23 protein-coding genes and 1 rRNA gene are annotated in these 24,718 nt (G+C 55.3%); 15 read left to right on the plus strand and 9 right to left on the minus strand.

Annotation, left to right across the window (positions count from 1 at the left end; genetic code table 11):
• Positions 1-236 (minus strand): 16S ribosomal RNA (locus ABLV64_RS12565); the annotation flags it as partial.
• Positions 237-713: 477 nt separating this feature from the next.
• Here ABLV64_RS12565 and ABLV64_RS12570 point away from each other — a divergent pair.
• Both ABLV64_RS12570 and mdtD read left to right on the plus strand, forming a co-directional pair.
• Positions 714-1,415, plus strand: coding sequence for a FadR/GntR family transcriptional regulator (locus ABLV64_RS12570; protein ID WP_004202329.1), 702 nt, complete (start codon positions 714-716; stop codon positions 1,413-1,415).
• A gap of 12 nt (positions 1,416-1,427) precedes the next feature.
• Complete coding sequence (gene mdtD, locus ABLV64_RS12575) at positions 1,428-2,825, plus strand: multidrug transporter subunit MdtD (RefSeq protein ID WP_023319405.1); 1,398 nt, start codon at positions 1,428-1,430, stop codon at positions 2,823-2,825.
• Here the strand turns inward: mdtD and rbsR are convergent.
• The 7 genes from rbsR to kup form a co-directional block, all read right to left on the minus strand.
• A complete protein-coding gene (gene rbsR, locus ABLV64_RS12580) occupies positions 2,822-3,814 on the minus strand; it encodes a ribose operon transcriptional repressor RbsR (RefSeq protein ID WP_004202326.1) in 993 nt (330 codons plus the stop codon). The genes mdtD and rbsR overlap by 4 nt on opposite strands.
• Positions 3,815-3,817: 3 nt before the next feature.
• Positions 3,818-4,747 (minus strand): ribokinase, encoded by a 930-nt coding sequence (rbsK, locus tag ABLV64_RS12585; protein WP_004202324.1) that lies wholly within the window; start codon positions 4,745-4,747, stop codon positions 3,818-3,820.
• A 102-nt stretch (positions 4,748-4,849) separates the two neighbouring features.
• Positions 4,850-5,740 carry a ribose ABC transporter substrate-binding protein RbsB gene (rbsB, locus tag ABLV64_RS12590; RefSeq protein ID WP_004202323.1) on the minus strand — a complete coding sequence of 297 codons (891 nt, stop codon included), beginning with the start codon at positions 5,738-5,740 and terminating at the stop codon, positions 4,850-4,852.
• A 27-nt stretch (positions 5,741-5,767) separates the two neighbouring features.
• Complete coding sequence (rbsC, locus tag ABLV64_RS12595; RefSeq protein ID WP_004202322.1) at positions 5,768-6,733, minus strand: ribose ABC transporter permease; 966 nt, start codon at positions 6,731-6,733, stop codon at positions 5,768-5,770.
• A gap of 5 nt (positions 6,734-6,738) precedes the next feature.
• Complete coding sequence (rbsA, locus tag ABLV64_RS12600; protein ID WP_004202321.1) at positions 6,739-8,244, minus strand: ribose ABC transporter ATP-binding protein RbsA; 1,506 nt, start codon at positions 8,242-8,244, stop codon at positions 6,739-6,741.
• Positions 8,245-8,254: 10 nt separating this feature from the next.
• Positions 8,255-8,674 carry a D-ribose pyranase gene (rbsD, locus tag ABLV64_RS12605; protein WP_004202320.1) on the minus strand — a complete coding sequence of 140 codons (420 nt, stop codon included), beginning with the start codon at positions 8,672-8,674 and terminating at the stop codon, positions 8,255-8,257.
• Between the two features lie 185 nt (positions 8,675-8,859).
• Entirely contained in the window at positions 8,860-10,728 is a 1,869-nt protein-coding gene (gene kup, locus ABLV64_RS12610) for a low affinity potassium transporter Kup (protein ID WP_004202319.1), read from the minus strand.
• A gap of 217 nt (positions 10,729-10,945) precedes the next feature.
• On the opposite strand from kup, the gene ravA reads away from it, so the two are divergent.
• Together ravA and viaA are read left to right on the plus strand one after the other, a co-directional pair.
• The gene (gene ravA / locus ABLV64_RS12615) at positions 10,946-12,445 is read left to right on the plus strand and encodes an ATPase RavA (RefSeq protein WP_004202318.1); all 1,500 of its coding nucleotides are present in this window, start codon (positions 10,946-10,948) and stop codon (positions 12,443-12,445) included.
• Positions 12,442-13,890 (plus strand): ATPase RavA stimulator ViaA, encoded by a 1,449-nt coding sequence (gene viaA, locus ABLV64_RS12620; RefSeq protein ID WP_004202317.1) that lies wholly within the window; start codon positions 12,442-12,444, stop codon positions 13,888-13,890. Before ravA ends, viaA begins: the two co-directional genes overlap by 4 nt.
• A gap of 3 nt (positions 13,891-13,893) precedes the next feature.
• Here the strand turns inward: viaA and asnA are convergent, their stop codons facing one another.
• Positions 13,894-14,886: an aspartate--ammonia ligase gene (gene asnA, locus ABLV64_RS12625; protein ID WP_004202316.1), complete on the minus strand. Its 993-nt coding sequence runs from the start codon at positions 14,884-14,886 to the stop codon at positions 13,894-13,896.
• A 151-nt stretch (positions 14,887-15,037) separates the two neighbouring features.
• On the opposite strand from asnA, the gene asnC reads away from it, so the two are divergent.
• The 11 genes from asnC (at position 15,038) to atpG (ending at position 24,692) form a co-directional block, all read left to right on the plus strand.
• Entirely contained in the window at positions 15,038-15,496 is a 459-nt protein-coding gene (gene asnC, locus ABLV64_RS12630; RefSeq protein ID WP_002882510.1) for a transcriptional regulator AsnC, read from the plus strand.
• A gap of 99 nt (positions 15,497-15,595) precedes the next feature.
• Positions 15,596-16,036, plus strand: a complete 441-nt coding sequence (gene mioC / locus ABLV64_RS12635; protein ID WP_017899651.1) for an FMN-binding protein MioC — start codon at positions 15,596-15,598, stop codon at positions 16,034-16,036.
• 381 nt (positions 16,037-16,417) lie between these two features.
• A complete protein-coding gene (mnmG, locus tag ABLV64_RS12640; RefSeq protein WP_004202313.1) occupies positions 16,418-18,307 on the plus strand; it encodes a tRNA uridine-5-carboxymethylaminomethyl(34) synthesis enzyme MnmG in 1,890 nt (629 codons plus the stop codon).
• Positions 18,308-18,422: 115 nt separating this feature from the next.
• Complete coding sequence (rsmG, locus tag ABLV64_RS12645) at positions 18,423-19,046, plus strand: 16S rRNA (guanine(527)-N(7))-methyltransferase RsmG (RefSeq protein ID WP_004202311.1); 624 nt, start codon at positions 18,423-18,425, stop codon at positions 19,044-19,046.
• A gap of 616 nt (positions 19,047-19,662) precedes the next feature.
• Positions 19,663-20,043 carry a F0F1 ATP synthase subunit I gene (gene atpI, locus ABLV64_RS12650; RefSeq protein ID WP_004202310.1) on the plus strand — a complete coding sequence of 127 codons (381 nt, stop codon included), beginning with the start codon at positions 19,663-19,665 and terminating at the stop codon, positions 20,041-20,043.
• Between the two features lie 8 nt (positions 20,044-20,051).
• Positions 20,052-20,867, plus strand: coding sequence for a F0F1 ATP synthase subunit A (gene atpB / locus ABLV64_RS12655; RefSeq protein ID WP_004202309.1), 816 nt, complete (start codon positions 20,052-20,054; stop codon positions 20,865-20,867).
• A gap of 48 nt (positions 20,868-20,915) precedes the next feature.
• Complete coding sequence (atpE, locus tag ABLV64_RS12660; protein WP_000429386.1) at positions 20,916-21,155, plus strand: F0F1 ATP synthase subunit C; 240 nt, start codon at positions 20,916-20,918, stop codon at positions 21,153-21,155.
• A gap of 50 nt (positions 21,156-21,205) precedes the next feature.
• Entirely contained in the window at positions 21,206-21,676 is a 471-nt protein-coding gene (gene atpF, locus ABLV64_RS12665) for a F0F1 ATP synthase subunit B (RefSeq protein ID WP_004107293.1), read from the plus strand.
• A gap of 14 nt (positions 21,677-21,690) precedes the next feature.
• Positions 21,691-22,224 (plus strand): F0F1 ATP synthase subunit delta, encoded by a 534-nt coding sequence (gene atpH / locus ABLV64_RS12670; RefSeq protein ID WP_004202307.1) that lies wholly within the window; start codon positions 21,691-21,693, stop codon positions 22,222-22,224.
• Between the two features lie 12 nt (positions 22,225-22,236).
• Positions 22,237-23,778 carry a F0F1 ATP synthase subunit alpha gene (atpA, locus tag ABLV64_RS12675; RefSeq protein ID WP_004144995.1) on the plus strand — a complete coding sequence of 514 codons (1,542 nt, stop codon included), beginning with the start codon at positions 22,237-22,239 and terminating at the stop codon, positions 23,776-23,778.
• Between the two features lie 50 nt (positions 23,779-23,828).
• Entirely contained in the window at positions 23,829-24,692 is an 864-nt protein-coding gene (gene atpG / locus ABLV64_RS12680) for a F0F1 ATP synthase subunit gamma (protein ID WP_004144996.1), read from the plus strand.
• The last annotated feature ends 26 nt before the right edge of the window (positions 24,693-24,718 follow it).

Below are 24,718 nucleotides of genomic sequence, written 5' to 3' on the forward strand. Positions count from 1 at the left end.
TCTGGGCACATCTGATGGCATGAGGCCCGAAGGTCCCCCACTTTGGTCTTGCGACATTATGCGGTATTAGCTACCGTTTCCAGTAGTTATCCCCCTCCATCAGGCAGTTTCCCAGACATTACTCACCCGTCCGCCGCTCGTCACCCGAGAGCAAGCTCTCTGTGCTACCGCTCGACTTGCATGTGTTAGGCCTGCCGCCAGCGTTCAATCTGAGCCATGATCAAACTCTTCAATTTAAGTTTGATGCTCAAAGAATTAAACTTCGTAATGAATTACGTGTTCACTCTTGAGACTTGGTATTCATTTATTGTCCGAAGACATTAAGAATCCATGTCACTTTGAGTGCCCACACAGATTGTCTGATAAATTGTTAAAGAGCAGTGCCGCTTCGTTTTTCGCTGCGGCGCGGGGTGTGCATATTACGCTTTCCCGCTGCAGAGTCAAGCATTTATTTTTGCTTTTCTCTGCGAGGTTCTCACCGGAACCTCGCTGACCCGGCGGCTTGCTTGCCGTTGTTCCGTGTCAGTGGAGGCGCATTATAGGGAGTAATTCCGAGGTGACAAGGGGAAATGCAAAAAAACTTTTCAACCGTCTCTTTTTTCAACAATGCGGCGAGGAATGTCGCAAAAAACCGCCGTTTTGCTGTTTTAACCGACGAAACGGGGCGCCTGGTGGCATACTGTTAGAGTAGAGAAAAGAAAGGAACGGCATTTATGTCTTTAAGCGCACAGCAACTGGCGGCACAAAAGAACATCTCCTGGGTACTAGCCGAGAAGCTCGCCCAAAAAATACTGACTGGCGAATATCAGCCGGAAAGCATTCTTCCCGGCGAAATGGAGTTAGGGGAGCAGTTCGGCGTGAGTCGTACCGCCGTCCGCGAAGCGGTGAAGACACTCACTGCAAAAGGCATGCTGCTGCCCCGCCCTCGCATTGGCACCCGGGTCATGCCGCGCAGCAGCTGGAACTTCCTTGATAAAGAGCTCCTCTCCTGGTGGCTAACAGAAGATAACTTCGAAGAGGTGGTGAGCCACTTTCTCGTCATGCGCAGCAGCCTGGAGCCACAGGCCTGTTTTCTCGCCGCCGCCCACGGCACCGCAGAGCAGAAAGCGCAGCTCAATACCCTAATGGAAGAGATGATTGCCCTGAAACGCCATTTTCAGCGCGATCGCTGGATAGCAGTCGATATGGCCTGGCATGAACATATCTATGAAATGAGCGGTAATCCTTTCCTCAGCTCATTCGCTTCTTTATTTCATTCGGTCTACCACACTTACTTCACATCAATTACGCAAAATGAAGTGGTGAAGCTCGATCTCCACCAGGCGATTGTCGATGCCATTCTCAACAGTGATGCGCCGGGTGCCTTACTTGCCTGCCAGGCGCTGCTAAACGCCCCCCACCACGTAAATCAATAACAAGGATTTGGCATGAGCGGAAAAAAAGGGCGCAGCATGGCCGGCCTGCCGTGGATTGCGGCGATGGCCTTCTTTATGCAGGCGCTGGATGCCACCATTCTTAACACTGCCCTCCCGGCTATCGCCCACAGCCTGAATCGTTCCCCGTTAGCAATGCAGTCGGCCATCATCAGTTATACGCTGACGGTGGCGATGCTGATCCCGGTCAGCGGCTGGCTGGCCGATCGCTTCGGCACGCGTCGGGTCTTTATCATCGCCGTTAGCCTGTTTACTCTCGGCTCCCTCGCCTGCGCGCTCTCCAGTTCATTAACGGAACTGGTCATTTTTCGCGTCATTCAGGGGATCGGCGGGGCGATGATGATGCCGGTGGCGAGGCTGGCCCTCCTGCGCGCCTATCCGCGCAGCGAACTGCTGCCGGTTCTGAACTTTGTCACCATGCCAGGACTGGTGGGACCGATTCTGGGTCCGGTGCTCGGCGGGGTATTTGTTACCTGGGCCAGCTGGCATTGGATTTTCCTGATAAACATACCCATCGGCGTGATCGGCATTCTGTACGCCCGTAAATACATGCCAAATTTCACAACGCCGCGCCGACGCTTCGATATAACCGGTTTTCTGTTATTTGGCTTAAGCCTGGTGTTATTTTCCAGCGGTATTGAACTGTTTGGCGAAAAAATTGTGGCGACATGGCTGGCGCTGGCGGTGATCGCCGTCAGTCTGATACTGCTCATGGCCTATGTCCGTCACGCGCGCCGCCATCCTGCGCCGCTGATCTCGCTCTCTTTATTTAAGACCCATACGTTCTCGGTTGGCATTGCCGGCAACCTTGCCACGCGGTTGGGTACCGGTTGCGTGCCGTTTCTGATGCCGCTCATGCTACAGGTTGGCTTCGGCTATCCGGCTATTATCGCCGGCTGTATGATCGCCCCCACCGCTATCGGCTCGATTATTGCGAAATCTACCGTTACCCAGGTGCTGCGCTGGTTTGGCTATCGTAAGACCCTGGTGGGGATCACCGTGTTTATTGGCCTTATGATTGCCCAGTTCTCGCTGCAGTCGCCAGAAATGCCGCTGTGGATGCTTCTTCTGCCGCTGTTCGTGCTGGGGATGGCGATGTCCACGCAGTTTACCGCCATGAATACCATTACCCTGGCCGATTTGACGGATGACAATGCCAGCAGCGGCAACAGCCTGCTGGCCGTCACCCAGCAGCTTTCCATCAGTCTCGGGGTGGCCATCAGCGCTGCGGTGCTGCGCTTCTATGAAGGTTTTGACAGCGCCAGCACCGTAGAGCAGTTTCACTACACCTTTATTACCATGGGCGTGATAACCATCGTGTCGGCGCTGATGTTTATGCTGTTAAGAGCGAAGGATGGCCGCAACCTGATTAGCGAGCGGCACAAACGCTAAGCGGAACCGCGGACCACCAGCTCCGGGGTTAACTGTACGCGCTGCTGTTTTTGCTGCGGGTCGGCCATGCGATGGATCAGCACGTCGATGGCCAGTTCCCCCAGCTCATCTTTTGGCTGATGAATGGTGGTCAACGGCGGCGTCATATAGCGAGCCAGTTCAATATCATCGTAACCCACCAGCGCCATATCCTGCGGGATCTGCAGCCCGGCCTGGTATAACGCCTGATAAGCGCCAACCGCCATGGCATCGTTACCGACAAACACCGCCTGCGGCCGCTGCGGCAACGCCAGCAGCCGCTGCATCGCGCTAAACCCGCCGCCAAACTCAAAATCGCTGGTCACCACGTATCCCTCTGCTACGGGCAGACCGCAGCGCGCCATCGCGGCATGGTAACCTTCAAGGCGCAGACGCGCCGGGGTTTTATCCAGCGGGCCGGCAATGCAGGCGATGTGTGAATACCCTTGATCGATCAGGTACTGGGTCGCCATATCACCACCGAGCAGCGAGTTATCCTGAATCAGATCGCTATCGCCATCAAACGGCGCCCAGTCCATCATGACCGTCGGAACCGACGGATAGCGCTGCATAATTTCCGGAGAGGGTTGGTGGGTCTCAGTGCACAGCAGCAGTAATCCATCGACGCGTTTTTGCATTAACGTCTCCAGATTACGATTCATTCGCTGCTCATCACCTTCCGTATTACAGAGTACGAGACTATAACCCCGCTCAAAGCAGCTGCGCTCCACGCCCCGCACCAGCTCCGAATAAAACGGATTGGTACTGGCGGTGATCAGCATGCCGATGGTGCGGGTTTGATTAAGCTTGAGGCTACGCGCCAGCGCAGAGGGGGCGTAGTTAAGGCTTTTGATCGCGGCGTCGACTTTGGCGGTGATCGCCTCGCTGACAAAGCGGTCCTTATTGATGACGTGTGACACCGTCGATGTGGAAACGCCCGCTACGCGGGCCACATCTTTCATCGTAGCCAAGCATTACCCCTGTTGCGCTAAAAATTCATCGATCTCTGTGCGCCACGGCACGGAAGGCTGCGCGCCTTTGCGGGTTACGGCAATCGCCGCCGCGGCATGCGCAAAGCGGATCGCCTCCGGCAGGTCGGTCCCTTCCAGCAGCGCGGTTACCAGCGCGCCGTTGAAGGTGTCGCCGGCGGCGATAGTATCAATAGCCTGCACACGAAACCCTGGGATCCGGCGGCTTTCGCCTTCGGCACTGAGCCAGACGCCGCGGCTGCCGAGGGTGATCATCACGGTACCAATGCCTTTGGCATGCAGCACGTCGGCGGCTTTTGCCGCATCCTCGTCACTCTCAACGCGAATACCCGTCAGCTTTTCCGCTTCGGTTTCGTTGGGGGTAATGATATCCACCAGCGCCAGCAGTTCATCGGACAGTTCACGCGCTGGCGCGGGATTAAGCACCACGGTGGTCTGATGGTGATGGGCGATTTTCGCCGCCGCCAGCACGCTCTCCAGCGGTGACTCGAGCTGCATCAACAACGCCTGCGCGCTGGCGATCCGCGCTTTTTCCGCCTCTACCTGAGCGACGGATAATGCCGCATTGGCGCCGGCATGAATACCGATGACATTCTCACCTTCGGCGTTAACGAAGATTAACGCCACGCCGGTTGCTTCCCCGGCGACCGCGCGCACAGGCGCCACATCGATTTTATCGCTTGCCAGCTGGCGGCGGATGCGTTCACCGATGTCGTCATCGCCGGTGCAGGCGATAAACGCGATATCCGCCCCGCTGCGCCCGGCGGCCACCGCCTGGTTGGCCCCTTTCCCCCCAAACGCCAGCTGGTAGTGGTTGCCGGTGACGGTTTCACCCGGTGTCGGGAAAGCGTCAAGGTTGAGAATGTGATCGGCATTGATGCTGCCAAGGACGACAAGTTTGCCTGCAGTTTTCATCGTTTCTGTTCCCGGGAAAGCGCGCCACGGGTATCGGGTGGCGCATGCCCTGCTTTTCTTTTTTATATTGTCCCTCGGACCGTTGCCAGTCCGAATCGCATATTACTGCTTAACGACCAGCTTCAGCTCAACCGGGTAGTTAGCCTCCACTTTTTCGCCCTTCAGTACCTTATCAGCAGTCTCAACGCCTTTCGCGCCGATCTGCTCCGGCAACTGTGCGACGGTCGCCGCCAGTTTGCCACTGTTTACTGCTTTTTCGCCATCCGGAGTGCCGTCAAATCCAACCACCATCACATCGGACTTGCCTGCGGTCTGCAGCGCGCGCAGGGCGCCGAGCGCCATTTCATCATTCTGCGCGAACACCGCCTGGACGTCAGGATGGGCGGTCAGCAGGTTCTGCATCACGTTCAGCCCTTTGGTACGGTCGAAATCGGCCGGCTGGCTGGCCAGAACATTGAACTTGTGCGCCGCCACAGCCTGTTTGAAGCCTTCGCCACGCTCGCGCGCCGCGGAAGTCCCGGCAATGCCCTGCAGCTCAATAACTTTCGCACTTTCACCCAGCTTTTTCGCGATGTAATCGCCCGCCATTTTTCCGCCCTGCACGTTGTCAGAGGCGATGTGGCTCACGACATCGCCTTTTGTCGCCTGACGGTCAAGGGTGATGACCGGGATTTTTGCCTGGTTCGCCATCTTCACAGCATTGCCGACGGCATCAGAGTCGGTGGGGTTGATCAGCAACAACTTCGCGCCGCGCACCGTTAAATCCTGAACGTTAGCCAGCTCTTTCGCCGGGTTGTTCTGGGAATCGAGCACCACCAGGTTGTAGCCCAGTTTGTCAGCTTCTTTTTGCGCGCCGTCTTTCAGAGACACGAAGAACGGGTTGTTGAGAGTAGAGATAACCAGAGCGATGGTGTCTTTGGCCATCGCGTTCGCGCTAACGGTCGCACTTAGCGCAACAGCAGAGACCAGGGTCGCCAGTTTTTTCATATTCATAGTTAAGATGTCCTGTAGAGTTCTCAGTTACTGCTTTTTGTTATCTACCAGTACCGCCAGCAAAATCACCACCGCTTTAACGATCATCTGGTAATAGGAAGAAACGCCTAAAAGGTTCAAACCATTATTCAGGAAGCCAAGGATCAGCGCGCCAATCAGCGTGCCGACAATGCGTCCTTTGCCGCCCGCCAGGCTAGTGCCACCGAGCACGACTGCCGCAATGGCGTCCAGCTCATAGCCTGTCCCGGCCGTTGGCTGTGCGGAGGAGAGGCGCGCCACTTCGATAATCCCGGCCAGCGACGCCAGCATCCCGCACAACGCGTAAACGATAATTTTGACTTTATTGACGCTAATCCCGGACAGACGCGTCGCTGCCTCATTACCGCCAAGGGCATAGATATAACGGCCCAGGCGAGTATGGTGCAGCATGTACCAGGCCGCCAGGAAGACAATCGCCATGATCCATACCGGCGTCGGGATCCCCAGCGGACGCCCGATACCAAACCAGCCGAACAGATCGGCATTATCGCTAAAGCCGGTATTGATCGGGCTGCCGTTGGTGTACACCATGGTCACGCCGCGCAGCAGCAGCATCATCACCAGGGTGGCGATGAAAGCCTGCACGCGGCCTTTCGCCACAATCACCCCGGTGACTGCGCCGATCGCCGCACCTAATGCGAGGGCAGCAGCGACCGCCACCAGCGCATTCACCTCAATGCCAACGATCGACGCCGCCACCGCGCCGGTGAGCGCCAGCAGGGAACCGACGGACAGGTCGATCCCCGAGGTCAGTATGACCAACGTCATCCCTACCGCCATAATGGCGTTAACGGAGGTCTGCTGCAGAATATTGAACAGGTTATTGACGGTAAAAAAGTTGGGGCTCATGGTCGATACCACCGCGATCAGCACCAGCAGGGCAATCAGCGATTTTTGCTCCATCAGCCACGCTTTCGTGAAATAACGGCGACCAGAAACAGCCTGGGTTGTCATCTTTCTTACTCCTGATTCACACGGTTAAGCTTGCCCACAGCGGCAGCCATCAATACTTCCTGGGTGGCCTGCTCGCGTGTGAATTCACCGCCGAGATGCCCTTCATGCATCACTATGATGCGATCGCTCATGCCCAACACTTCCGGCATCTCGGAGGAGACCAGAATGATGCTCAGGCCATCGGCTTTGAACTGATTGATGAGCTGGTAGATCTCTTTCTTCGCCCCGACGTCGACGCCACGGGTCGGCTCATCGAGGATCAGGACCTTCGGCCGGGTCATCAGCCCGCGGGCGATGGCGACCTTTTGCTGGTTGCCGCCGGAGAGCAGGCCGATCGCCTGCTCCATGGACGGCGTTTTCACGTTAAACAGCCGGATGAAATCACTGACCGCCTGCTGTTCATCTTTATGCTTGAGGCTCCCTCCCGTCCGGCTAAAGTAGCGCAAGGCGGTCAGGGACATATTTTCTTTTACCGACATCCCGAGCACTAAGCCGTCGCGCTTACGGTCTTCGGAGATATAGACAATGCCGTTCGCCAGACCATCCTGCGGCGAACGGGTCACCACTTCGTGACCGTCGAGCGTCACAGAGCCGCTGCTGCGCGGCAGTGCGCCATACAACACTTTCATCAGCTCGGTCCGCCCGGCGCCCATCAGCCCGGCGACGCCGAGGATTTCCCCCTGGCGCAGGGTAAAGGTCACGTTTTCCACGCCCGGGCCGCAGAGATTATCGACTTTCAGACGCACCGCGCCCGGCGCCTTAGCCAGATGCGGATACTGATCTTCCAGCTTCCGGCCAACCATCATTTCGATCAGACGGTCTTCATCCAGCGAGGAGACCTCGCGTTCGGCGATAAACTGCCCGTCGCGGAACACGGTCACGTCGTCGCAAATCTCGAAGATCTCTTTCATGCGGTGGGAGATGTAGACGATGCCGCGCCCCTGCGATTTTAGTTCGCGGATCACGCGGAACAGCGATTCGGTTTCGGTATCGGTCAGCGCGTCGGTCGGTTCATCCATAATGATGACCTTCGACTCGAAGCTCAGCACTTTGGCGATCTCCACCATTTGCTGATCGCCAATCGACAAATCGCCCACCAGCTTCTGGCTGGTAAAACGGAGATTCAGCTTCGCCAGCAACTTGTCGGCTTCGGCATACATCCGCTTCCAGTCGATTTTGCCAAAGCGGTTAACGAACTCGCGGCCAAGGAAGATGTTCTCGGCGATCGTCAACTGCGGGATCAGGTTCAGTTCCTGATGGATAATGCCGATCCCGGCTTCCTGGGAAGATTTTGGGCCGTTAAAGGTGGTCTCTTTACCGAGCCATAATAAAGCGCCGGCGTCACGGGTGTAGATCCCGGTCAGCACTTTCATCATGGTGGATTTACCGGCGCCGTTCTCACCCACCAGCGCCATCACCCGGCCAGGATAGACATTCAGCGAGGCGCCGGAGAGCGCCTTGACGCCAGGGAACGCTTTATCGATCCCTTTCAGTTGCAATAAGGCTTCCATGACGGCGACCTCAGAACGTAACGCCGGCACAGAGAATGATATTCGCGAACGGGGAACACTCCCCGCTGCGAATTACCGCCTGACTGTCTGCGGTTTGTTTTTTGAACTGCTCATGACTGGTGTAACGAATTTCAATGGTATTTCCCTGGTGCTGCTGCAGCTGCTCAAGATGGTTGAGCAACGTCGCGTGGAGCTGCGGATTATGTGTCTTAATTTCCTCCGCGATGACAGCCGCTTCAACCTGCATTTCCGTCGTCACCACTTCCAGAACCTGCATAAATGAAGGTACGCCCTGGGTTAACGCCATATCGATGCGCGCGCTGCTGCGGGGAACCGGCAATCCGGCATCGCAGACCACCAGCGTATCGGTGTGACCCAGGCGGGAGATGACCGCGGAAATATCAGCGTTAAGTACGGTGCCTTTTTTCATTTTTTCTCTTTTGCTCCACTAGCGAAACGTTTCGCTACAATAATTATTATCAATGTGTGAGCAGAAAACCATCACCAGAAGAGAGAAATGTGATCGCCATCGAAACGTTTCGCGAGACAGCGACAGGACATGACAAACGGAGTGAGAAACAAAAAGCCCTTCGCAACGGAAGGGCTTTTTTGACATCAGATTTCGACCTGAGTACCGAGCTCGATAACCCGGTTTGGCGGGATTTCAAACTGATCCGGCGCGCGCAGGGCGTTACGCTGCAACAGCAGATAAAGCTTGCCGCGCAGACGCAGATACCACGGCCGTTTGCCGATAATCAACGACTCATGGGACATAAAGAACGAGGTCTCCATCATCCGGCAGCTGAGTCCTTCCAGGCCACAGCGATGGAACACCTCTTCGACATTTGGCGTTTCCCGCCAGCCGTAGCTGGCCACCACCCGCCAGAACGAGGGCGACAGCTGCTCAATCTGCACCCGGCGAACGTTATGCACGTAAGGCGCGTCCTCGGTGCGCAGGGTCAGGAGGATCACTCGCTCATGCAGCACCTTGTTGTGCTTCAGGTTATGCAGCAGGGCAAACGGGATCACGTTCAGGGCGCGGGACATATACACCGCGGTACCCGGGACGCGTACCGGCGGCGATTTCTCCAGTGAAGAGATCATCGCTTCCAGCGAGTTGCCGTGCTCGTGCATCCGACGCAGCAGGCGGAAGCGCTCGCTCTTCCAGGTGGTCATCACCGTAAACATCACCAGACCCAGGGATAACGGCAGCCAGCCGCCGGAGACAATCTTATCGAGGTTCGCCGAGAACAGCGGAACATCAATGCACAGGAAGGCCACCAGCATCAGCCCAACGAACAGCTTATTCCAGTGCCAGTTTTTGCGCGCCACCGTTGCCGAAAGGATGGAGGTCAGCACCATGGTGCCCGTTACCGCGATACCGTACGCCGCCGCCAGGTTAGAGGAGTGCTCGAAGCTGACGATGACGATCACTACCGAGACATACAGCAGCCAGTTAATAAACGGGATATAGATCTGCCCGGACTCCATTTCCGAGGTGTGGATGATGCGCATCGGCGACAGATAGCCCAGACGCACCGCCTGACGGGTTAAGGAGAAGACCCCGGAGATCACCGCCTGCGAGGCGATAACCGTCGCCAGCGTGGCGATAATCAGCATCGGGATCAGCGCCCACTCCGGCGCCAGCAGGAAGAACGGGTTTTTAATCGCTTCCGGATGCTTAAGCAGCAATGCCCCCTGGCCAAAATAGTTCAGCACCAGCGAAGGCAGTACGACGGAGAACCAGGCGACGCGGATCGGCAGTTTGCCGAAGTGCCCCATATCGGCGTACAGCGCTTCCACCCCGGTAATCGACAGCACCACCGCGCCAAGCGCAATAAAGGAAACGGTCTTGTACTGCAGGAAGAAGTGCACCGCCCAGTAGGGGTTCAGCGCCTGCAGAACTTCCGGGTTAGCGTAAATGCTTCGCGCGCCAAGCACCGCCAGCAACAGGAACCAGATCAGCATAATCGGCGCAAACAGCTTGCCGACCATCCCGGTCCCGTGCTTCTGGATCATAAACAGCAGGGTAAGCACGATAATGGAGATCGGCACAATCCAGCTATCGAGCTGCGGGGCGATAATTTCTAACCCCTCTATCGCCGACATGACCGAAATCGCCGGGGTTATCACCACTTCGCCATAGAAGAAACTGCCGCCGATCAGGCCGAGGATCACCAGCACAGAGGTCATCCGCGCCGAGGTATTGCGTCCGGCCAGTGACATCAGCGTTAAGATCCCGCCTTCCCCGGCGTTATCCGCCCGCATCACGAAGGTGATGTATTTAATCGATACGGTAAAGATTAACAGCCAGAAAATCAGCGACAAAAAGCCAAAAACGGCATCGCGCTCAACGCCAAAGCCAAACTGACCTGACAGGCATTCACGCAGGGTATACAGTGGACTGGTACCGATATCACCGTACACCACGCCGATGGCCGCCAGCGTTAACGCCGGCAACGATTGTTTATTATCAGTGCTCATAGACTAGTCTTTTCGTTTATAAAACAAATGTGTGCCTAGTCCCTTGGCCCACAAAAAGCGCACAGTATGCACGATTATTTGTGAAATCGTACCCCTAACAGACACCATATTAACCTGGCTCAAAAAAAATAAATCGATTCTTCAGGCTATTACCGCCCCTGCTCTAACATCTATACTCGTCCCAATAACGATACATGACAAAGCACGCAACTCAATTATGGCTCAAACACATTTACTGGCTGAAAGAATTTCCCGACTCAGCGCGGCACTCGAAAAAGGACTCTTTGAACGCAGCCACGCGATACGCCTGTGCCTGCTGGCGGCGCTCAGCGGCGAGAGCGTATTTTTGCTCGGTCCGCCGGGGATCGCCAAAAGCCTGATTGCCCGCCGCCTCAAGTTCGCCTTCCAGCAGGCGCGCGCTTTTGAATACCTGATGACCCGCTTTTCCACCCCGGAAGAGGTTTTTGGCCCACTGTCCATTCAGGCGCTGAAAGATGAAGGGCGCTACGAGCGTTTAACCGCCGGCTACCTGCCGGAAGCAGAAATCGTGTTCCTCGATGAAATATGGAAAGCGGGTCCGGCTATCCTCAACACCCTGCTGACGGCGATTAACGAACGTCACTTCCGCAATGGCGCTCACGAAGAGAAAATCCCAATGCGCCTGCTGGTGGCCGCCTCGAACGAACTCCCCGAAGCCGACAGCAGCCTGGAAGCGCTGTATGACCGAATGCTGATCCGTCTGTGGCTTGATAAAGTGCAGGATAAAGGAAATTTCCGTTCGATGCTGGTCAGCCAGCAGGATGAAAACAGCAATCCGGTGCCCAGCGCGCTGCAGGTAAGCGACGAGGAGTTTACGCAATGGCAGCAGCAGATCGGCAATATCAAACTACCGGACGCGGTGTTTGAGCTGATATTCCAGCTGCGCCAGCAGCTGGATGCCCTGCCAAACGCGCCGTACGTTTCAGATCGCCGCTGGAAAAAGGCCATTCGCCTGCTGCAGGCCAGCGCCTTCTTCAGCGGCCGCGACAGCATCGCCCCGATAGATCTTATCCTGCTGAAAGATTGTCTGTGGCACAACGTCGAGAGCATGCACCTGATGTCGCAGCAGCTGGAAACGCTGATGACCTGCCACGCCTGGCAGCAGCAGGCAATGCTGACGCGGCTCGGGGCGATTGTGCAGCGACGCATTCAAATCCAACAGCAGCAAAGTGACAAAACGGCGCTAAAGGTCACCCGCCTTGGCGGCATGTTTAGCCGCAAGCCGCACTATGAGCTGCCGGCGGAGATCCAGGGATCCACCCTGACCCTGCTGCTGCAGCAGCCGCTCAAACTTCACGATATGGAAGTGATCCACATTACTTTTGAGCGCGAGGCGTTAGCCAGCTGGCTGGAAAAAGGCGGCGAGATCCGCGGCAAGCTCAACGGGATCGGCTTTGCCCAACTGCTCAATATGGATGTCGACACCAGCCAGCATCTGGTCGTTCGCGACGTCAGCCTGCAGGGCTCACGCCTCGCGCTGCCCGGCAGCGCGTCGCAGGAGAACATGCCGGCGGAAATTCGCCAGCAGCTGGAGGCGCTGGACGATGAGTGGCACCAGCAACATAACCGCTTCAGCGAGCAGCAGAAGTGCCTGTTTATCCCGGTCGAGTGGCTGGGAAGAATCGAAGCCAGCCTGCAGGACGTCGGCGCGCAGATTAAACAGGCGAAGCAGCCATGACGCTGGATATGCTGAATGTCATGCTGGCAGTCAGCGAAGAGGGAATGATCGAGGAGATGCTGCTGGCGCTGCTGGCCTCACCGCAGCTGGCGGTTTTCTTTGAGAAATTTCCCCGCCTGAAAAACATCATCGCGGCGGATATTCCGCGCTGGCGGGAAGCCGTTCGCGCCCGCTTAAAAGAGGTTAACATCCCGCCGGATCTGGACGCCGAAGTACAAACCTATCAGCAGGCTCAACTGCTCTCTACCTCACAGTTTATCGTCCAGCTACCGCAGATCCTCGGCAAGCTGCACCAGCTCCAGTCCCCTTTTGCCGCCCAGGCGCAGAAGCTGGTGGACGACAATGCTACCTTTACCCCGGCGCTGCATACGCTGTTTTTACAGCGCTGGCGCCTGAGCCTGGTGGTGCAAGCCACCAGCCTTAACCAGCAGTTGCTGGATGAGGAGCGCGATCAGTTGCTTAGTGAGGTCCAGGAACGAATGACACTCAGCGGTCAGCTCGATCCGGTGCTGGCGGAGAATGACACCGCCGCCGGACGCCTGTGGGATATGAGTGCCGGCGAACTGAAACGTGGCGACTATCAGCTGATCGTGCGCTATGGCGATTTTCTTAACCAGCAGCCGGAGCTGCTGCAGCTGGCGGAACAGTTGGGGCGTTCACGGGAAGCGAAATCCGTGCCGAAGAAAGACGCGCCGATGGAGACCTTCCGTAGCCTGGTGCGCGAGCCAGCGACGGTGCCGGAACAGGTCGACGGCCTCCAGCAGAGCGATGACATTCTGCGCCTGCTGCCGCCGGAGCTGGCGACGCTCGGCATCACGGAGCTGGAGTTTGAATTTTATCGCAAGCTGGTGGAGAAACAGCTCCTGACTTACCGGCTGCACGGTGACGCCTGGCGCGAAAAAATCACCGAACGCCCGGTGACGCGGCAGGATTTTGATGAACAGCCTCGCGGGCCCTTTATTGTCTGCGTCGATACGTCAGGATCGATGGGCGGTTTTAACGAGCAGTGCGCCAAAGCCTTTTGTCTGGCCCTGATGCGCGTCGCGCTGGCGGATAACCGCCGCTGCTTTATTATGCTGTTCTCCAGCGAAGTGGTGCACTACGAACTGACCTGCGAGGGCGGCCTGGAGCAGGCGATCCGCTTTCTGAGCCAGCGCTTTCGCGGCGGCACCGATCTGGCCAGCTGTTTTCGCGCCATTATTGAACGTCTGCAAAACCCGCAGTGGGTGGATGCGGATGCCGTGGTGATCTCAGACTTTATTGCCCAGCGGTTGCCGGATGAGGTGATTGCGCAGGTGGGGGAGCTACAGCGAAAGCATCAGCACCGTTTTCACGCGGTGGCGATGTCGGTACACGGCAAACCCGGCATCATGCGCATCTTCGATCATATCTGGCGCTTTGATACCGGGTTGCGTAGCCGCCTGCTGCGACGCTGGCGGCGCTAATCGTTACAGCAGCGCGGGAACGCTTTCGCGAACCTGTGCCGGCCATACGCCGCACTGCACCTGGCCGATATGGTCGAGCTGCAGCAGCAGCATCGTCAGGCGAGACTGGCCAATGCCGCCGCCGATAGTCTGCGGCATCTCGCCGCGCAGCAGCGCCTGGTGCCACTCCAGTTGCAGGCGATCTTCGTCGCCAGTCAGCGCCAGCTGGCGTTTTAGCGCCGCGGCGTCAACGCGGATCCCCATTGATGAGATCTCGAACGCATCTTCCAGCACCGGGTTCCACACCAGGATATCGCCGTTCAGTCCGGCAAAGCCTTCAGAAACCTCAGTGCTCCAGTCATCATAATCCGGGGCACGTACATCATGGCGCTTGCCATCAGAGAGTTTGCCGCCGATGCCGATTAAGAAGACGGCGCCCAGCTCTTTGGCAATCGCTCGCTCGCGGCCTTTGGCATCAAGATCCGGATAGCGACTCAGCAGCGCCTGGCTGTGAACAAAGTGGATCTGTTCCGGCAGGAACGGTGTCAGGCCAAATTCCTGGCTGACCGCCAGCTCGGTGGCTTTGATCCCGGCGTAGATCGCTTCGACGGTCGCCTTCAGCGTGCCGACGTGGCGCTCTTCATCCCCCATCACCCGCTCCCAGTCCCACTGGTCGACATAGACGGAGTGGATCGGCGTAAGACGGTCTTCATCGGGGCGAAGGGCCTTCATGTGCGTGTACAGCCCTTCGCCCGCGCTGAAGTCGTGTTGTCCCAGGGTTTGACGCTTCCATTTCGCCAGCGAATGAACCACTTCGAACTGGGCGTCGGGCAGTGTTTTCACTTTCACCTGAACCGCTTTCTCGCAGCCGGACAAGTTATCCTGCGTCCCATCGCCCACGCGGCTTAAGATTGGCGCCTGGACTTCAATCAGGCCAAGCTTCTCTTCCAGCTGACGGGAAAAATGGGATTTAACGAAACTGATCTGGCGTTGTTTTGCGATATAAGCGGTTTTCATTTTTATGACTCCTGCGTCCTGTTGCCATTGATTAAGCAACAAAACAGGCCGCCAATACAATAATCAATCAATAAAAAGGCTCGTCAACTTTTAATTCAACAAAATATAGAGCTAAAATAGTAAGAACCGTCAAACTTCATAAGAAAAAGATATGGAAAATTATCAGATCGACAATCTGGACCGCGGCATTCTCGATGCGCTCATGGCCAACGCCCGTACCGCCTATGCCGAACTGGCCAAACAATTCAGCGTCAGCCCGGGTACTATTCATGTGCGCGTCGAAAAGATGAAACAAGCGGGCATCATTACTGGCGCGCGCATTGACGTCAGCCCCAAACAGCTGGGCTATGACGTCGGCTGCTTCATCGGCATTATTCTCAAGAGCGCCAAAGACTATCCCTCCGCCCTCGCCCGCCTGGAAAGCCTGGAGGAGGTGACCGAGGCTTACTACACCACCGGCCACTACAGCATCTTTATTAAGGTGATGTGTAAATCCATCGATGCCCTGCAGCAGGTACTTATCAACAAGATCCAAACAATTGATGAAATTCAGTCCACTGAAACCCTGATCGTGCTGCAGAACCCGATCATGCGCACCATTAAGCCCTGATCGTTTTTTTTAATCCCACATTTTTCCACAGGTAGATCCCAGCTCGCTCACAGCGTACAATACGCCACTCTGAACAGTTGAGCGGGCGATCGGCGATCTATGGCAGACATTACACTTATCAGCGGCAGCACCCTGGGCAGTGCGGAATACGTAGCGGAGCATCTGGCGGAAAAGCTGGAAGAAGCAGGCTACAGCACTGAAATCCAGCACGGCCCGCTGGTGGACGATCTGCAGGCGCAAGGGATCTGGTTAGTTATCTCTTCCACCCATGGCGCCGGCGACATTCCCGACAACCTGGTTCCCTTCTATGACGCACTGCTGGCGCAGCAGGCCGATCTTTCCGCCGTGCGCTTTGGCGCCATCGGGATCGGCAGCCGTGAATACGACACTTTTTGCGGCGCGATCGATAAATTAGAAGCGGCGCTGAAGGCCTGCGGGGCAAAACAGATCGGCGAGACCCTGAAGATCAACGTGCTGGAACATGAAATTCCGGAGGATCCGGCGGAAATCTGGCTGGGATCCTGGAAAAATTTGCTCTGAGAATTGTAAAGATCGTCCGTTCTTCTGTGGATAACCATGCTTAAAAGCTTGGATCAACCGGTAGTTATCCAAAGAATAACCGGAGTATGGTTTTTGAGCTGTGTATAACCCTTCATTCTGATCCCAGCTTATACGGACCAGGATCACCGATCATTCACAGATAGTGATCCTTCTTAAGCTTTTGATCTTACTTCGTGGATCCGACTTATCCACAAAGAGAGTCGATCCTAATAAGAGATCACAATAGAACAGATCTCTATATAAAGATCTTCTTTTTAATACTCAGGATCCCGGAGTCTTTCTCAAAAGACCAAAGCCGAGTAGAATCCACGGCCCGGGCTTCAATCCATTTTCAAACCGCGTTATGCGAGGCAGACCACCATGTTTTATCAGGATCCTTTTGACGTCATTATCATTGGCGGGGGTCACGCAGGCACTGAGGCCGCAATGGCCGCAGCGCGTATGGGTCAACAGACCCTGCTTTTGACACACAATATCGACACGCTGGGGCAGATGAGCTGCAACCCGGCGATTGGCGGCATTGGGAAAGGACACCTGGTAAAAGAAGTGGACGCGCTCGGCGGTCTGATGGCCAAAGCGATCGATCAGGCAGGCATTCAGTTTAGGATACTAAACGCCAGCAAAGGCCCCGCGGTGCGCGCCACTCGCGCCCAGGCTGACCGCGTGCTGTACCGTCAGGCGGTACGCACTGCGCTGGAGAACCAGCCGAACCTGATGATCTTCCAGCAGGCAGTGGAAGATCTGATTGTCGAAAACGATCGTGTCGTAGGCGCGGTCACCCAGATGGGCCTCAAATTCCGTGCTAAAGCGGTGGTACTGACCGTCGGGACCTTCCTTGACGGCAAAATCCATATTGGTCTGGATAACTACAGCGGCGGACGCGCCGGCGACCCGCCGTCGATCCCGCTGTCTCGTCGCCTGCGTGAACTGCCGCTGCGCGTAAGCCGGCTGAAAACCGGGACCCCGCCGCGCATTGACGCGCGCACCATCGATTTCAGCGTGCTGGCGCAACAGCATGGCGATAACCCAATGCCGGTCTTCTCGTTTATGGGATCTGCCGATCAGCATCCGCGTCAGGTGCCGTGCTATATCACCCACACTAACGAGAAAACCCATGACGTGATCCGCAATAACCTCGATCGCAGCCCCATGTACGCCGGGGTGATCGAAGGGATCGGTCCACGCTACTGCCCGTCGATCGAAGACAAAGTCATGCGTTTTGCCGATCGCAACCAACATCAGATCTTCCTCGAACCGGAAGGCCTGACCTCAAACGAAATTTATCCGAACGGCATCTCCACCAGCCTGCCGTTCGATGTGCAAATGCAAATCGTCCGCTCGATGCAGGGGATGGAGAATGCGCGGATCGTCCGTCCTGGCTACGCTATTGAGTACGATTTCTTCGACCCGCGCGATCTGAAGCCGACGCTCGAGAGCAAATTCATTCAGGGTCTGTTCTTCGCCGGTCAGATCAACGGCACCACCGGTTATGAAGAAGCTGCGGCTCAGGGTCTGCTGGCCGGTCTTAACGCAGCTCGTTTCTCGGCGGAAAAAGAGGGCTGGGCACCGCGTCGCGATCAGGCCTACCTCGGCGTGCTGGTGGATGACCTGTGTACTCTGGGTACCAAAGAACCGTACCGCATGTTTACCTCTCGTGCTGAATATCGTCTGATGCTGCGCGAAGACAACGCCGACCTGCGTCTGACTGAGCAGGGGCGTGAACTGGGTCTGGTGGATGATGAACGCTGGGCGCGTTACAACGAGAAGCTGGAAAGCATTGAGCGTGAACGCCAGCGCCTGAAATCGACCTGGGTGAACCCTCAGGCTGAGAGCGCTAACGAAGTGAACGCTCACCTGACCGCGCCGCTGTCGCGCGAAGCCAGCGGTGAAGATCTGCTGCGTCGTCCGGAAATGACCTACGAGCAGCTGGTTCAGCTCTCGCCGTTCGCGCCGGGGCTGGAAGATCGGCAGGCGGCTGAGCAGGTTGAGATCCAGGTGAAGTATGAAGGCTATATCGCGCGCCAGCAGGATGAGATCGAGAAACAGCAGCGCAACGAGAATACCTTGTTACCGGCGACACTCGACTACCGTCAGGTCACCGGACTGTCTAATGAAGTGATCGCTAAACTAAACGACCATAAACCGTCGTCGATAGGGCAGGCGTCACGTATTTCCGGGATCACCCCGGCGGCGATCTCTATTTTGCTGGTTTGGTTGAAAAAGCAGGGGATGCTGCGTCGCAGCGCCTGATTGCGGCAGCCTGCCGCGCTGATTTCCCAGTTGCATAATCAGCGTTCGCCTTTATCATTCCTGGCCCGGTAAGCGTTAGCGCCTCCGGGCTCATTATTTTTTGAAGGTACTTACCGTGCTCAACAAACTTTCTCGTCTGCTGGATGAAGCGGGTATTTTGCTCACCGATCACCAGAAAAATCAGCTGGTGGCTTACGTCGGGCTGCTCGATAAGTGGAACAAAGCCTATAACCTGACCTCCGTTCGCGATCCAAATGAGATGCTGGTGCGTCATATCCTGGACAGCATCGTCGTCGCGCCTTATCTGCAGGGCTCGCGCTTTATCGATGTCGGTACGGGACCGGGGCTGCCTGGGATCCCGTTGGCTATCGTGCGCCCGGAGTCGCATTTCACCCTGCTGGACAGCCTTGGCAAACGCGTGCGCTTCCTGCGTCAGGTGCAGCATGAGCTGAAGCTGGATAACGTTACCCCGGTGCAGAGCCGCGTGGAAGCTTTCCCGGCTGAGCCGCCGTTTGATGGCGTGATAAGCCGCGCCTTCGCATCGCTTAATGATATGGTGAGCTGGTGCCATCATTTGCCGGCCGCGAACGGTCACTTCTATGCGCTCAAAGGGTTAGCGCAAAAAGACGAAATGGAAAACCTGCCGGAAGGGTATGCCATAGCCGAGGTCATTGAGCTACATGTTCCTCAGCTGGAAGGGGAGCGGCACCTGGTGGTGATTACGCCAAAATCGAGTTAATTTTTATCAAAAAATGTGGAAAAAATGTGGCCCGTGAATGTTACAAAAATAAAGGACACCTCCCGTTCTTATCGGGCTGCATTTAACCATGTTTTTACTATGGTTTTTCTTGCGGTTAACTTAGCGTAACTGATTCACTGACAAAATAGTCAACTTTGAAAATATCAGGGTGCTAAAAATCGACAACGATAAACAGCATAGCGATGTTAAATTTTTATTATAAATGTCAATAAAAGGTTTTTATTGTATGTGGGGTTGTTTTAGATAATGTCCTCACTTTTTATCTTGAATATCAAAAGCATGAAAAATAGTGTTTTATGTCCTTGATTCATTAAAGGGCGCTTGAAATGTTTATTATGTGATCTAATGCACGCTTTAATTGCCGTGTTTCCACGTTATTTGCAGTTTTGTATGACCGCTCACAGAACGCTGAAATGCGCGGAAAGTTGTCCGTTGGAAAATAATTAAACATTTATTCACTATTTTGCTACTTATTGTTTGAAATCACGGGGCGTCACCGTATAATTTGTCCGCTTTTTGATGCTTGACTCTTCGTCTTAAAGGACGTTTTATACGACACGCGACATACCTCAAAGGGAGCAGGAGTAAAAACGTGATGTCAGTGTCGCTCTTGAGTCGAAACGTTGCTCGCAAGCTTCTGTTTATTCAGTTACTGGCAGTAATGGCAAGTGGACTGCTGTTCAGCCTCAAAGACCCCTTCTGGGGCATTTCCGCGGTATGCGGCGGTTTGGCAGTGGTTTTGCCAAATCTGATGTTTATGATTTTTGCCTGGCGTCATCAGGCGCATACACCAGCAAAAGGCCGTGTGGCCTGGACCTTCGCCTTCGGTGAAGCCTTCAAGGTGTTGCTGACCTTCGCCCTCCTGGCGGTGGCGCTGGCCGTTTTAAAAGTGGTATTTTTGCCACTGATCGTGACGTGGGTTTTGGTGCTGGTGGTACAAGTTCTGGCGCCAGCTGTAATCAACAACAAAGGGTAAAAGGCATCATGGCTTCAGAAAATATGACGCCGCAGGAATACATAGGTCACCATCTGAACAACCTTCAGATTGACCTGCGTACTTTCTCGCTGGTGGATCCGCACAACCCCCCGGCCACCTTCTGGACGCTCAACATTGACTCCATGTTCTTCTCGGTGGTTCTCGGTCTGCTGTTCCTGGCCATGTTCCGTAGCGTTGCTAAGAAAGCGACCAGCGGCGTACCAGGGAAATTCCAGACCTTCATCGAAATGATCATCGGCTTCGTCCATGGTAGCGTCAAAGACATGTACCATGGCAAGAGCAAGGTTATCGCGCCGCTGGCGCTGACCGTGTTCGTCTGGGTCTTCCTGATGAACCTGATGGACCTGCTGCCAATCGACCTGCTTCCTTATATCGGCGAACACATTTTCGGCCTGCCTGCACTGCGCGTGGTTCCGTCTGCTGACGTGAACATCACCCTGTCGATGGCGCTTGGCGTGTTCATCCTGATTCTTTTCTACAGCATCAAAATGAAAGGCGTGGGTGGGTTCGTTAAAGAACTGACCATGCAGCCGTTCAATCACTGGGCGTTCATTCCTGTCAACTTAATCCTTGAAGGGGTAAGCCTGCTGTCCAAACCGGTCTCTCTCGGTCTGCGACTGTTCGGCAACATGTATGCCGGTGAGCTGATTTTCATTCTGATTGCTGGTCTGTTGCCGTGGTGGTCACAGTGGGTTCTGAATGTGCCTTGGGCCATTTTCCACATCCTGATTATTACGCTGCAAGCCTTCATCTTCATGGTTCTGACGATTGTCTATCTGTCGATGGCGTCTGAAGAGCATTGATTTTTACCAACACTACTACGTTTTAACTGAAACAAACTGGAGACTGTCATGGAAAACCTGAATATGGATCTGCTGTACATGGCTGCCGCTGTGATGATGGGTCTGGCGGCAATCGGTGCTGCGATCGGTATCGGCATCCTCGGAGGTAAATTCCTGGAAGGCGCAGCGCGTCAGCCGGATCTGATCCCTCTGCTGCGTACTCAGTTCTTTATCGTTATGGGTCTGGTGGATGCTATCCCGATGATCGCTGTAGGTCTGGGTCTGTACGTGATGTTCGCCGTCGCGTAGTAAGTTGTTAGAAACCTAAGCCACAGAGTTAATTAAAGAGGTATTGTGCTGTGAACATGAACGCAACAATCCTCGGCCAGGCCATCGCGTTTGTTATCTTCGTATGGTTCTGCATGAAGTACGTATGGCCGCCTTTAATGGCTGCCATCGAAAAACGCCAGAAAGAGATTTCTGACGGTTTAGCTTCTGCAGAACGCGCTAAGAAAGATTTGGACCTTGCACAGGCCAACGCGACCGACCAGCTGAAAAAAGCGAAAGCGGAAGCCCAGGTAATCATTGAGCAGGCGAACAAGCGCCGCTCTCAGATTCTGGACGAAGCTAAAGCTGAAGCAGAACAGGAACGCACCAAAATCGTTGCACAAGCGCAGGCTGAAATTGATGCTGAGCGTAAACGTGCACGCGAGGAGCTGCGTAAGCAGGTCGCTATCCTGGCTGTTGCTGGCGCCGAGAAGATCATCGAACGTTCCGTGGATGAAGCTGCTAACAGCGACATCGTGGATAAACTTGTCGCTGAACTGTAAGGAGGGAGGGGCTGATGTCTGAATTTGTAACGGTAGCTCGCCCCTACGCCAAAGCAGCTTTTGACTTTGCCGTCGAACACAACAGTGTTGAACGCTGGCAGGATATGCTGGCGTTTGCCGCCGAAGTGACCAAAAACGATCAAATGGCAGAGCTTCTCTCCGGTGCTTTGGCGCCGGAAACGCTCTCAGAAGCGTTTATCGCTATCTGCGGCGAGCAACTTGACGAAAATGGCCAGAACCTGATTAAGGTGATGGCGGAAAATAATCGTCTGAAGGTGCTCCCGGACGTTCTTGAGCAATTCATTCACCTGCGCGCGGCCAGTGAGGCCATCGCAGAGGTAGAAGTCATATCTGCCAACCAACTGAGTGATGAACAGCTTGCCAGGATCGTCAGCGCGATGGAAAAACGTCTGTCACGCAAAGTTAAGCTGAATTGCAAAATCGATAAGTCTGTTATGGCAGGTATTATCATCCGTGCGGGTGATATGGTCATTGATGGCAGCGTACGCGGCCGTCTTGATCGCCTTGCAGACGTCTTGCAGTCTTAAGGGGACTGGAGCATGCAACTGAATTCCACCGAAATCAGCGAACTGATCAAGCAGCGCATTGCTCAGTTCAATGTTGTGAGCGAAGCTCATAACGAAGGTACTATTGTTTCTGTAAGTGACGGTGTTATCCGCATCCACGGCCTTGCCGAATGTATGCAGGGTGAGATGATCTCCCTGCCGGGTAACCGTTACGCTATCGCACTGAACCTGGAGCGCGACTCCGTCGGTGCGGTGGTGATGGGTCCGTACGCTGACCTCGCCGAAGGCATGAAGGTGAAATGTACTGGCCGTATCCTGGAAGTTCCGGTTGGTCGTGGCCTGCTGGGCCGCGTGGTTAACACCCTGGGCGCGCCAATTGATGGTAAAGGTCCGCTGGAAAACGACGGTTTCTCCGCCGTTGAAGCGATCGCGCCGGGCGTAATCGAACGTCAGTCCGTCGATCAGCCGGTACAGACCGGTTATAAATCCGTTGACGCCATGATCCCAATCGGTCGTGGTCAGCGTGAACTGATCATCGGCGACCGTCAGACCGGTAAAACTGCGCTGGCTATCGATGCCATCATCAACCAGCGTGATTCCGGCATCAAGTGCGTCTATGTTGCTATCGGCCAGAAAGCGTCCACCATCTCTAACGTGGTGCGTAAACTGGAAGAGCACGGCGCGCTGGCTAACACCATCGTGGTGGTAGCGACTGCATCCGAATCTGCTGCACTGCAATACCTGGCGCCATACGCCGGTTGCGCAATGGGCGAATACTTCCGCGACCGCGGTGAAGATGCGCTGATCGTATACGATGACCTGTCTAAACAGGCTGTTGCTTATCGTCAGATCTCCCTGCTGCTCCGTCGTCCGCCAGGACGTGAAGCGTTCCCGGGCGACGTATTCTACCTCCACTCTCGTCTGCTGGAGCGTGCTGCGCGTGTTAACGCCGAATACGTTGAAGCCTTCACCAAAGGTGAAGTGAAAGGGAAAACCGGTTCTCTGACCGCGCTGCCGATTATCGAAACCCAGGCGGGTGACGTTTCCGCGTTCGTTCCGACCAACGTAATCTCCATTACCGATGGTCAGATCTTCCTGGAAACCAACCTGTTCAACGCCGGTATTCGTCCTGCGGTTAACCCGGGTATCTCGGTATCCCGTGTGGGTGGTGCAGCGCAGACCAAGATCATGAAGAAACTGTCCGGTGGTATCCGTACCGCGCTGGCGCAGTATCGTGAACTGGCGGCGTTCTCCCAGTTTGCATCCGACCTCGACGATGCAACCCGCAAACAGCTGGACCACGGTCAGAAAGTGACCGAACTGCTGAAACAGAAACAGTATGCGCCGATGTCCGTCGCGCAGCAGTCTCTGGTTCTGTTCGCAGCAGAACGTGGTTATCTGGCTGATGTAGAACTGGCGAAAATCGGTAGCTTCGAAGCCGCACTGCTGGCTTACGTCGACCGTGATCACGCTCCGCTGATGCAAGAGATTAACCAGTCCGGTGGCTATAACGACGAAATCGAAGGCAAGCTGAAAGGCATCCTCGATTCCTTCAAAGCAACCCAGTCCTGGTAACGTCTGGCGGTCTGTCTTAGGGCAGGCCGCAAGGCATTGAGGAGAAGCTCATGGCCGGCGCAAAAGAGATACGTAGTAAGATCGCAAGCGTCCAGAACACGCAAAAGATCACTAAAGCGATGGAGATGGTCGCCGCTTCCAAAATGCGTAAATCGCAGGAGCGCATGGCGGCCAGCCGTCCTTACGCAGATACTATGCGCAAAGTGATTGGTCACCTTGCGAACGGTAATCTGGAATATAAGCACCCTTACCTGGAAGAACGCGACGTTAAGCGCGTGGGCTACCTGGTGGTGTCGACCGACCGTGGTTTGTGCGGCGGCTTGAACATTAACCTGTTCAAGAAACTGCTGGCGGAAATGAAAGCATGGTCCGATAAAGGCGTTCAGTGCGACCTCGCAATGATCGGCTCTAAGGGCGTCTCTTTCTTTAACTCCGTTGGCGGCAACGTTGTTGCACAGGTGACCGGTATGGGGGATAACCCATCCCTGTCCGAACTGATCGGCCCGGTAAAAGTGATGTTGCAGGCCTATGATGAAGGCCGTCTGGACAAGCTGTACGTTGTCAGCAACAAATTTATTAACACCATGTCTCAGGTTCCGACGATCACTCAGCTGCTGCCGTTACCGGCATCAGAAGACGCTGATCTGAAACGTAAATCCTGGGATTACCTGTATGAGCCCGATCCGAAAGCGCTGCTGGATACCCTCCTGCGCCGCTACGTCGAGTCTCAGGTTTATCAGGGCGTGGTTGAAAACCTGGCCAGCGAGCAGGCCGCCCGTATGGTGGCGATGAAAGCCGCGACCGATAATGGCGGCAGCCTGATTAAAGAGCTGCAGTTGGTATACAACAAAGCTCGTCAGGCCAGCATTACTCAGGAACTCACCGAGATCGTCTCGGGGGCCGCCGCGGTTTAACCAGGTTATTTCGTAGAGGATTTAAG

This window comes from Klebsiella sp. JB_Kp031, from assembly GCF_040064295.1.
Classification (GTDB): domain Bacteria; phylum Pseudomonadota; class Gammaproteobacteria; order Enterobacterales; family Enterobacteriaceae; genus Klebsiella; species Klebsiella quasipneumoniae.